Source organism: Acinetobacter sp. UBA3106, from assembly GCA_002365595.1.
Lineage (GTDB): Bacteria > Pseudomonadota > Gammaproteobacteria > Pseudomonadales > Moraxellaceae > Acinetobacter.
The window spans coordinates 35,394-45,438 of sequence record DFAM01000007.1 but is presented as its reverse complement, the minus strand read 5'-3'; the positions used below and the strand labels follow the sequence as shown (position 1 = coordinate 45,438).

The 10,045-nt window shown below is 42.4% G+C and carries 11 protein-coding genes and 1 tRNA gene; 3 read left to right on the top strand and 9 right to left on the bottom strand.

The window, feature by feature from the left end; all coding sequences use genetic code 11:
* The 5 genes from B4C48_RS02250 to B4C48_RS02230 all read right to left on the bottom strand — a co-directional run.
* Positions 1-422, bottom strand: a 422-nt coding sequence (locus B4C48_RS02250) for an ATP-binding cassette domain-containing protein (RefSeq protein ID WP_291353846.1), incomplete at its 3' end; no start/stop codon positions are given.
* Positions 422-988, bottom strand: coding sequence for a lipopolysaccharide transport periplasmic protein LptA (lptA, locus tag B4C48_RS02245; RefSeq protein ID WP_291353844.1), 567 nt, complete (start codon positions 986-988; stop codon positions 422-424). The genes lptA and B4C48_RS02250, both read right to left, overlap by 1 nt.
* A complete protein-coding gene (gene lptC, locus B4C48_RS02240) occupies positions 972-1,520 on the bottom strand; it encodes an LPS export ABC transporter periplasmic protein LptC (protein ID WP_291353842.1) in 549 nt (182 codons plus the stop codon). Before lptC ends, lptA begins: the two co-directional genes overlap by 17 nt.
* A gap of 41 nt (positions 1,521-1,561) precedes the next feature.
* Positions 1,562-2,101 carry a KdsC family phosphatase gene (locus tag B4C48_RS02235; protein ID WP_291353839.1) on the bottom strand — a complete coding sequence of 180 codons (540 nt, stop codon included), beginning with the start codon at positions 2,099-2,101 and terminating at the stop codon, positions 1,562-1,564.
* A 3-nt stretch (positions 2,102-2,104) separates the two neighbouring features.
* A complete protein-coding gene (locus B4C48_RS02230) occupies positions 2,105-3,082 on the bottom strand; it encodes a KpsF/GutQ family sugar-phosphate isomerase (RefSeq protein ID WP_291353837.1) in 978 nt (325 codons plus the stop codon).
* A 391-nt stretch (positions 3,083-3,473) separates the two neighbouring features.
* On the opposite strand from B4C48_RS02230, the gene cysS reads away from it, so the two are divergent.
* From cysS to B4C48_RS02215, 3 genes are all read left to right on the top strand, one after another.
* Positions 3,474-4,895 (top strand): cysteine--tRNA ligase, encoded by a 1,422-nt coding sequence (gene cysS / locus B4C48_RS02225; protein ID WP_291353835.1) that lies wholly within the window; start codon positions 3,474-3,476, stop codon positions 4,893-4,895.
* A 65-nt stretch (positions 4,896-4,960) separates the two neighbouring features.
* Positions 4,961-5,036 (top strand) — tRNA-Gly (locus B4C48_RS02220).
* Positions 5,037-5,488: 452 nt separating this feature from the next.
* Positions 5,489-5,923 (top strand): PaaI family thioesterase, encoded by a 435-nt coding sequence (locus B4C48_RS02215; protein WP_291353833.1) that lies wholly within the window; start codon positions 5,489-5,491, stop codon positions 5,921-5,923.
* Positions 5,924-6,017: 94 nt separating this feature from the next.
* Here the strand turns inward: B4C48_RS02215 and B4C48_RS02210 are convergent, their stop codons facing one another.
* The 4 genes from B4C48_RS02210 to B4C48_RS02195 form a co-directional block, all read right to left on the bottom strand.
* Positions 6,018-6,863 (bottom strand): IclR family transcriptional regulator, encoded by an 846-nt coding sequence (locus B4C48_RS02210; protein ID WP_291353831.1) that lies wholly within the window; start codon positions 6,861-6,863, stop codon positions 6,018-6,020.
* Between the two features lie 128 nt (positions 6,864-6,991).
* Positions 6,992-8,209, bottom strand: a complete 1,218-nt coding sequence (locus B4C48_RS02205) for a CaiB/BaiF CoA transferase family protein (protein WP_291353829.1) — start codon at positions 8,207-8,209, stop codon at positions 6,992-6,994.
* 12 nt (positions 8,210-8,221) lie between these two features.
* Positions 8,222-9,424, bottom strand: coding sequence for a 3-oxoadipyl-CoA thiolase (locus tag B4C48_RS02200; protein WP_291353827.1), 1,203 nt, complete (start codon positions 9,422-9,424; stop codon positions 8,222-8,224).
* A 21-nt stretch (positions 9,425-9,445) separates the two neighbouring features.
* A partial coding sequence (locus tag B4C48_RS02195) for a 3-hydroxyacyl-CoA dehydrogenase family protein (RefSeq protein ID WP_291353825.1) occupies positions 9,446-10,045 on the bottom strand: 600 nt, incomplete at its 5' end.

Sequence of the window (10,045 nt, the reverse complement as noted above, 5' to 3'; positions counted from 1 at the left end):
AATGAATCCTTGATGTGACTGATTTTAAAATCGGCCAGTAATTCATTCAGACGCTGTTGGCGTTGCTGCTTGTTTAAATCCTTACGGGTTTCAAGAATTGCCATAATGTTTTCAGAAATAGTCAGTTTTCTAAAAATGGAGGCTTCTTGCGGCAAATAACCAATCCCTTTACGGGCACGTTCATGCATGGCTAAATCTGACAAATCAAGATCATCTAAATGAATTTCGCCTTTGTCCATGCGGACCAAACCGACCACCATATAGAAACTGGTGGTTTTACCTGCACCATTCGGACCCAGCAAGCCGACAATCTGGCCACTCTGCATCTCGAAAGAAACGTCCTTCACCACCCATCTTTTACTATAATTTTTTGCCAGATGCTTAATACATAATGTTTGGGGCTGATTTAGCGATTGATCCATTAATCACGTGCTCCTGGGAAAGATTTTGAGCTAGATGGTGGAATAACAATTTGCACACGACCTGAAGATGAACCAGTGCTGTTTGGCGTACCTGTCGCCTCTACATCACCTTTGTTCATGCTGTATTTTAAAGTATTACCGCGAATACTTGCCCCATCTTGCTGTAAAAATGCATTACCAGACAAGGTGATAATACCGGTTTGGGCATTATAAAGAATCTTCTGTGCCTGACCTTTGGCCAGACCTTTATTGACTTCAGTCTGCTGCTGGAAACGTGCCGGACCACCAGTCGCCGTAATACTGCTAATCTGTTTTTGACTGTTCAGATTGGCAACAATAGAGTTGGCTTGCAGCTTCATAGTGCCCTGTTCAATGATGACATTACCGGTATAAGTGGTCACCCCGGTTTTTTCATTATAAGTTGCACGGTCTGCAACCAATGAAATAGGCTGATTTCTGTCTGAAGGAATGGCAAATACCGCTGCCGACGAGAATACAACCAAACCGACTAAAGCTGCTTGCTTAAGCAAGGTGTTAGAAAATGTAAGCTTAAGATTTTGGTTCATATTTTCCTCGAATATTAAAAAATTCGTATTGACCGTCATTTAAATTGGCTTTCAGACCTTGGCTTACAAATTCAGCTTGAGGAGATTGCACAATGACCTGTTTATCTGTTTCAATTTGCCGGGTTTCAGGATATCCGGTTAATTCTTGCGTCTGAAACTGCATTTTGCCTTGTTGCATCAGCTTGGTTGCCACGACATTGCCTGACAAAACCACGCGTTTATTATCATCATAACTGTTCGCCACTTTGGCATAGAAAGTAGCATCGACCGCGCCATCTTTATACATTGACGCATTCAGATTGATGAGTTTTGCTGTCTTTTTTTGCATGTCCTGCTCCATCCGATCGACCTGCGCACGGACATACAAATTACCGTTTTCATCGGTTTGAGTCAGGTTAATTTTTTCAGCGGAATAGGTCATGCTTCGGGCCGAGTCAACCTCAAGCTTGTTACCCTTACCGCTGTAATAGTAGTAACCACCACTTATAGCTGCAATTGCTATAGCAGTTACGTATAAAACTTTTGTATCCATAAGTGTGGTACTTAACTCAAGTTCAATGAATTGTTTAACAATTAATGTGGGACAGCGGTATAAGTGTCAAGCAACTGTTGGTAAGTTCCTTTCGCCATCAAAATCATGTCACAGATTTCACGTACCGCACCACGACCACCCATCGCCTGAGTGACCAGGTCAGCACGGCGTCGAACTTCTACATGACCATTGGGAACAGTTACTTTCATACCGGCAATGGCAAATGCCGATAGATCAGGCCAGTCATCGCCCATATACAAACAGTCTTCTGGAGCAACATTCAACTGAGCACAGGCTTCACGTAAGGCTACACCTTTATCTTCACGACCCTGGAAAACCAGGTCTACACCCAGATCAGACATGCGCTTTTCCACAATATTACTTTTACGTCCAGTAATAATAATGACTTTGATACCTGATTTCTGTACAAGTTTCATACCTAAACCATCACGGATATCAAAGGATTTAATTTCATCTCCGCTATTGGTCAGGGTCACAAAACCATCACTCAGAATTCCATCGACATCAAGCACCAAGGCTTCAATATGGCGCGCCTGTTCCAATAAAATATAAGATGCCATTTATTAATTCACCCCGGCTTGAATCAGGTCATGCATGCTAATCACACCTATAACCTTATTTACATCATCGACAACAACAAATTGATTGATTTTCTTTTCGTTCATACGCTCTAAAGCTTCAACAGCACGTGCTTCCTGGGTAATGGTCAATGGATTTTTGATCATCACTTCTGAAACAGGCAGGTTCACATCAAAGCCTTGTTGCTTATCAATTAAACGACGTAAATCACCGTCGGTAAAAATCCCGAGCAGTACGTCATTTTGATCCACAATTGTGGTTAAACCTAGGCGTTTATTTGAGATTTCGTATAAAACCTGATTCATTGGTGTATCTGGAGATACTTTTGGCAATTCTGTGCCGGTATGCATGAGGTGTTTTACATGCAGCAACAATCGTTTACCTAAAGCACCTGCCGGATGTGACATGGCAAAATCATCAGCAGTAAAGCCACGTGCATCCAGTAATGCTACAGCCAGTGCATCACCCAAAGCCAAAGTTGCCGTGGTGCTTGACGTTGGTGCCAGACCGAGTGGGCATGCTTCCTGAATATTGCCTAAAGTTAAGGCCACATCTGCATTTTGCGGCATCGGGCCTTTGTTGTCGCCACTAATGGTAATTAAAGGAATTTCCAGACGCTTGATTAGAGGCATGAGCATCATGATTTCATCGCTCTTGCCCGAGTTAGAAATAGCAATGAGCACATCGCCAGGAACCAGCATACCTAAATCACCATGCCCGGCTTCACCTGGATGCATAAAGAATGATGGCGTACCCGTAGACGCAAAGGTGGCTGCCATTTTACGGCCAATATGCCCTGACTTCCCCATGCCGGTTACGACTAAACGCCCTCGGCACTGTAAGATAATTTCACAAGCACGGCTAAAACGATCATCAATTTGCGCCGCCAATATTTCCAGTGCTTGTTCTTCTATACGCAAAGTTTCTAATGCAACTTTTTGAAAGTCTATTTGATTTGGCATATTTGGTGGGTTCAAAATAGGTTTACCTTTACTCTATACAGAGTTGATTCAATCAAGCAAAAAATAATTTTCGCAATTTTATCATATCTATGCAAATGTCACGTTTCTAAATTACAAGATTTCAATAATTGTGCAGAAATTATGACGAGCTGGCATGCTTTTAATCATTATCTATCAAAATGCACTTTTCATTACTCAATTGTTATTTCCCCTATTCATTGCTGATTATTTTTATTTGCAATGTGTCATCTTAGATTATCAGCCATGACCTTGAACGTTCGCATAAAGGTATATTCCCTAAAAAATTCCTGCATTTTTTCGTTTTAACTTTATGAAAAAAAGTGCTTAGGTTAAGATTGGACACCATTTTCAATAAGCTTCTAGAAAACCTATGCAACCATTTGTTCTATATAACTCAGAGCAACGTAAAAAAGTTGAATTTGTTCCACGTAAAGCAGGACATATCGACATGTATGTGTGCGGTATGACGGTATATGATTACTGTCATATTGGACATGCTCGGGTCATGGTTGCATTTGACTACATTATTCGTTTCCTGCGCAGCCAGGGCTGGAACGTCAAATATGTTCGTAACATCACCGATATTGATGACAAAATCATCAAGCGTGCCAATGAAAATGGTGAAAGCATTACTGCATTGACCGATCGTTTTATTCAGGCCATGAATGAAGATGCGGAAAACTTGGGCTGCTTACATCCAGATGAAGCGCCTCGTGCCACAGATTATATTGACCAGATGCAAAACATGATTGGCAACCTGGTTAATAAAGGCACGGCTTATCCATCTGCAAATGGTGATGTATATTTTGAAGTAGAAAAATTTGCCAAATATGGTCGTTTGTCTGGTCGTAAACTGGAAGATATGCAAGCCGGCGCCTCGGAACGTGTCGATGTTGAAGTTGAAAAGAAACATCCTTTTGACTTTGTACTTTGGAAACATGCCAAAGAAAATGAACCGTCATGGGCTTCACCTTGGGGTAATGGTCGTCCGGGCTGGCACATTGAATGTTCGGCAATGTCCACTTGCTGCTTAGGTAATCATTTTGACATTCATGGTGGTGGTTCGGACTTAACCTTCCCGCATCATGAAAATGAAATTGCACAGTCTGAAGCCTCAACAGGCGAACAGTATGTAAACTACTGGATGCATGTCGGTTTTATTAATGTTGATGGCGAGAAGATGTCAAAGTCTTTGGGTAACTTCTTTACCATTCGTGATGTGATGGATAAATTCCACCCTGAAGTGATCCGTTTCTTTATTGTTTCTTCGCATTATCGCAGTCCTGTAAACTTCTCTGATACAGCACTGAAAGAAGCAAAAAATACCCTGTCACGTTTCTATCATTCATTTAAAGCTTATCAACAAGTGTATGGTGAAAAAACTGTTGAAACTTTAGATGAGGCTTTAGTAGAACGCTTTAATGCAGCAATGCGTGATGACTTCAATACAGCTGAAGCAATTGCTGTGTTATTTGAAATTAATAAAGAATTGAACCGTGCTGTTAAAGATGAAAATGCTGAACAGGCTGCGCTGTATTATTCAACCTTGCGTCATTTGACTGATATTTTAGGTTTGGTGCAATACAATGTAGATGACTTCTTGAAATCAGATATTGGTCAGGAAGCTCTAGGCTTGTCGGAACAACAGATTGAAGATCTGATTCAGCAACGTAAAGACGCAAAAAAAGCCAAAGAATTTGCCAAAGCCGATGAAATTCGCCAATCGTTACTGGATCAGGGTGTGGTTCTGGAAGATACCCGTCAAGGAACTATTTGGCGTCGTGCTGATTAATTAAACATTTGGAAGCATAAAGAGTTGACAGTTGAATGAAACTCTCTATAATTCACTTCCATATTGCGGGAATAGCTCAGTTGGTAGAGCATAACCTTGCCAAGGTTGGGGTCGGGAGTTCGAGTCTCCTTTCCCGCTCCAGAATACGAAAAACCCTCATCGAAAGATGAGGGTTTTTTATTGCTCTATTTTTATAAGATACTGAATTTTACTAAAAGATAGATAAAAAATTTAAAAAAAAATCACCACCCTGTTTTAACCTGTTTGAGTCATTTTAAAACATAGATACTTCATCTGATTTCTACCTTCTAATAGCCCACTCTCTAAAGACAATTCAATAAAGATAAGCAGAGAAACGCATCTTTTTTATACCGACTTGATCTTTAATTTTCTACCATCAATCTAGAAGATATTTAAACTTCACTAATGCTTAAAAGTGGAAGCAATTTTTAATACTCACTATTGTTGATGATCAGAAAAATACATTCTGTTCGACAAAAATTCTAGTTTTACCTAGCGGTATTTAATTTCAAAATACTCAAATTAATATTAAGATATAAATGAATTATAAAGTGAATAGGAAGCAATATTAAATGTCGATGGATAAGTACACAGGTCTGGAATTTTTAACTGCTGTCAAAAATGGTGAAATCCCTCATGCACCGATGGCTAAAACTATTCCTATGCAACTGGTTGAAGTTCAAGAAGGCTATATTATCTATGAAGTCACCCCTGGCGAAGAGCATATTAATTTGCAAGGCGGGGTTCATGGCGGATTCTGTGCGACCATTTTAGACAGTGTAACGGGTGCCGCAGCGCATACCCTTATGGAAAAAGGGGGCCGTTTTGCCACGACTGATTTAAATATTAAAATGATCCGCCCCATGCAATGTGGAAAAACCTATCGCGGTGTAGGAAAAATTATTAATCAAGGACGCACGCTGGTGATGACTGAAGGTCGTATCATTGATGAAAACGATAAAATTTATGCACACGGCACAGCAACTTTAATGATTATTCGCAAATAAAATTTAAGCTTTATTTTTTAATTTTAGAGCAAACATCTTCCTGATTCTTGCTCCTTGATTAGACTAATGATTAATAGAAAATTTATCTAAAAATCTATCCAACTTCATTGCTAATATTATTCACCATATGCAATAAACGTGGTGCAATATCATCTTCCAGTTTGGCACGATTCAAAATAAAGCTTGGTCCACCACAGTTAAATACCAGTAAACCATGTTGCTCATGATAATAAGGTACCGCTACCGAGTTCACATCTTTATGCCAGTCACCGACCGAGAAGCAGTAACCAAAGTCTTGATAATCTTTAAAAGCCTTATCGAGCTCACGGTTGATTTTCATCCAGTCTTCTTTATGTTTGATACGGATAGCATCCAGCAAAAACTCACGCTCATCCTCTGGCATTGCCGCGAGGCAAGCACGACCCACCGAACTTAAGTGAATAGGCAAATAAGTACCCACTTGGCGACGCATGGTCACATTGCCCTTGCCTTGCACCACATCCAGATAGATCATATTCAGGCGGTCACGGGTTGCCATTGCCACAGCAGCTCCGGCGTAATCTGCCAGATCTTTCATATAGGGATGAGCAATTGAACGAATCGAGAGATTCGACAACATGGAATATCCAAAGGCAAGCACGCCAACAGAAAGCTGGAATTTACTTGAATTAGGCACCTGTTTTAAGTAACCCAAGCGAGAAAGTGTATGGGTCAAACGGGTAATGGTAGGTTTAGGCAAACCTGTCATTTGCGACAATTCCTGATTGCCCAGATGCTGATGTTTGGCCGAGAAACAACGTAAAAGTTCTAATCCACGGGCAAGAGCAGTAATATATTGGCGATCATTTTCATCTTGCATATCCTCAATCGGATGCAAAAGTTCATGTCTTAATGGAGCCAGAAGCTGCTCCGCCTGTTCCGATTCTGTCACTTTCGTCATTTAAATTGCCCAGATACTTAAATTTTGTTTCGCATGGCGAAAATTATAATATAAATATTGTATTAATAGCAAAGAAGCAACTTATTAAAAGTTGCTTCTTTATCAAACACATTTAATGTTTATGTGAACTATCCAATAATACCTTGAGCACGTAATGTTGCTATTTTTTCAGCATCAGTCACACGGGCTAAAATTTCATCGGTATGTTCGCCCAACATTGGCGGTGCTTTCTTATATTCTACTGGTGTACGGGAAAGCTTGATCGGTGAACCAATCACTTTAAGTTTATCTTTTAAAGGATGTTGCATTTCAATCAGCATATTACGTGCCTGAACCTGAGGTTCTTCAAATGCCTGTTCCAGGTTATTAATTAAACCTACCGGAACTTTAACGGCATGAATCGCTTCTACCCAGTGTTTTGCAGTATTGCTGAGGAAGTGAGCCGCCAATAAATCCCCAATTTCGCTACGGTGTTTAATCCGTAGGGCATTGGTGGTAAAGCGCGGATCATATGGCAGCTCAGGCAAACCAATTGCGGCACTTAAAGCGACAAACTGCTTGTCATTACCACAGGCAATAATAAAGTCCTGATCTGCAGCTTTAAAGACCTGATAAGGCACAATGTTGGCATGGGCATTACCATAACGGCCTGGAACTTTTCCAGATGCCAGATAATTCATACCCTGGTTGGCAAGTGTAGCTACCTGCACATCCAGCAAGGCCATATCAATATATTGACCAAGACCGGTTAAAGTACGGTTCAACAAAGCTGCCTGAATAGCAATGGTTGAATACAAGCCGGTGGTTAAATCAGCAAATGCCACACCGACTTTTTGCGGGCCACCGCCCGGCAAGTCATCTTTTTCACCGGTTACAGACATGAGACCGCCCATACCCTGAATGATAAAGTCATAACCCGGTTCAGGTGCACGCGGTCCAGTCTGGCCAAAACCGGTGATTGAGCAATATACCAGTTTCGGGTTGACCGCATTTAAACTATCGTAATCCAGACCGTACTTTTTCAGTGAACCTGCCTTGTAGTTTTCAATCACCACATCAGATTCAGCCGCTAAAGCACGAACCAGCTCCTGTCCTTCCGCTGAGGAAATATCAATTGCAATAGAGAGCTTATTCCGGTTTGCAGATTGATAATAAGCTGCTTCACGTGTGTCTTCACCCTGATCATTCTTCATCCAGGGTGGACCCCATAAACGCGTGTCATCACCCGTTTTTGGACGTTCAACTTTAATCACTTCTGCGCCTAAATCCGCCAGGATTTGACCACACCAAGGACCTGCCAGTACGCGACTTAAATCCAGTACGCGAATACCTTCTAATGCACCCATGTGTTTTCTCTTTTATACGCGTTCAATAACCATTGCGAGACCTTGTCCCACACCAATACACAAGCTGATCACAGCATATTTCTTGCCGCGACGTTGCAGTTCACGAGCCGTGCTGAGCGCCAAACGTGCACCTGAAGCACCCAGTGGATGACCGACTGCAATTGCACCACCGTTTGGATTGACACGCGGATCATCCAGTGCAACGTCCAAACCTCGTAGACATGCCAGCACTTGAGATGCAAAAGCTTCGTTGATCTCAATAATGTCCATATCCTCCAAAGTCAGGTTGGCACGTTTCAGCGCCAGCTTGATCGCCTCCACAGGACCTGCACCCATAATACGAGGTTCAATGCCTGCAGCACCTGATGACAAAATCTTGGCAATCGGTTTGAAACCTAAAGTCTGTTCAGCCTGTTCAGAACCGATGATCAATGCCGCAGCACCATCATTCACGCCTGAAGCATTACCCGCAGTTACTACACCGCCTTCGAACAAGGGTCTCAGTTTTTGCAGGGCTTCCATATTAGACGATGGGCGCGGATGTTCATCAACTGCGACTAATTTAGGCGGTAACTTACGACCTTGTGCCACTTCAACAGGCGTAATCTCACCATCAAAGAAACCTTCTTGACGCGCAGCTTCATATTTTGCTTGAGATGCAGCAGCGAAACGATCCGCATCTTCACGGCTAATGCCATATTCAATTGCAACGTTGTCACCGGTTTTTGGCATGGTGTCATCGCCAAACTGTTTTTCAATCGCCGGGTTGGGGAAACGTGCGCCAATCGCAGAATCAAACACTTTAAAGTCACGACCAAAGGCTTTTTCAGATTTGGCAAAAACAAAAGGTGCACGTGACATCGACTCAACGCCACCTGCAATGAAAATGTCGCCTTCCCCACAGCTGATCGCACGCGCAGCATCAATCACAGATGCCAAGCCTGATGCACATAGACGGTTCACGGTTTGCGCTGGGGTTTTTACATCTAGACCTGCAAGCAAGGCTGCATGACGCGCAATGTTACGACTGTCTTCACCAGCCTGATTGGTATTTCCAAGGATCACATCATCATAGATATTGTTTGGCAAATTATGTTTTTCAATCAGGGCTTTAATCACGCCTGCAGCCAAGTTGTCTGGGCGAATCGTAGCCAGGTCACCCGCATGACGGCCAAATGGAGTACGCAATCCATCATAGATAAATGCATTTAACATAAGAAATTCCTTTTCGTTCGCTTAAACAGCTGCAATATGAAGTAAAGATAAGTTCAGTTGGGCACGACGTTTTAACCAAGGACTTGGGCGATAACGTTGATCACCGGTGTTGGCTAAAATGCGCTCTAAAATAAGCAGGATCCGTTTGGCACCGAGTACATCACCCCATGAGATTGGACCATGCGGGTAACCCAAGCCAAGCTTGACGGCTTTATCAATATCGGCTGCCGTGGCAATTTGCTGCTGTGCGATATCGCAAGCCAAGTTCACCACCATCGCCAAGACACGCTGCGCCACAAAGCCCACACTTTCGGCAATCACAGAGACACCATGATCATTTTTCGCAAATAATGCATGGGCTTGGTCGATATATGTTTTTTGAGTTGCGATCGATGGCATCAGGGTGCGATGCTTGGAAAAGTCAGTCAACATATCAATGCTGACTGCACGGCTCGCATCGACACCAAAACGTAATGCCGCTGTAGTGGTATCTTCACCATATGTTGCCAATAGAATCAGGCTGTCCGCGGCAGGTGTTTCTGCAGCATCAATCACTAAACCTTGCTCACGAATATAATCACGTAAGATGCTGGCATCTTGTTCACAATCCGCTTTGATCCA

What these genes read in the sequence shown, in the direction of transcription:
- lptA (WP_291353844.1), bottom strand. Translation starts at nt 988, where the DNA reads ATGAACCAAAATCTTAAGCTTACATTTTCTAACACCTTGCTTAAGCAA.
- lptC (WP_291353842.1), bottom strand. Translation starts at nt 1,520, where the DNA reads ATGGATACAAAAGTTTTATACGTAACTGCTATAGCAATTGCAGCTATA.
- B4C48_RS02235 (WP_291353839.1), bottom strand. Translation starts at nt 2,101, where the DNA reads ATGGCATCTTATATTTTATTGGAACAGGCGCGCCATATTGAAGCCTTG.
- B4C48_RS02230 (WP_291353837.1), bottom strand. Translation starts at nt 3,082, where the DNA reads ATGCCAAATCAAATAGACTTTCAAAAAGTTGCATTAGAAACTTTGCGT.
- cysS (WP_291353835.1), top strand. Translation starts at nt 3,474, where the DNA reads ATGCAACCATTTGTTCTATATAACTCAGAGCAACGTAAAAAAGTTGAA.
- B4C48_RS02215 (WP_291353833.1), top strand. Translation starts at nt 5,489, where the DNA reads ATGTCGATGGATAAGTACACAGGTCTGGAATTTTTAACTGCTGTCAAA.
- B4C48_RS02210 (WP_291353831.1), bottom strand. Translation starts at nt 6,863, where the DNA reads ATGACGAAAGTGACAGAATCGGAACAGGCGGAGCAGCTTCTGGCTCCA.
- B4C48_RS02205 (WP_291353829.1), bottom strand. Translation starts at nt 8,209, where the DNA reads ATGGGTGCATTAGAAGGTATTCGCGTACTGGATTTAAGTCGCGTACTG.
- B4C48_RS02200 (WP_291353827.1), bottom strand. Translation starts at nt 9,424, where the DNA reads ATGTTAAATGCATTTATCTATGATGGATTGCGTACTCCATTTGGCCGT.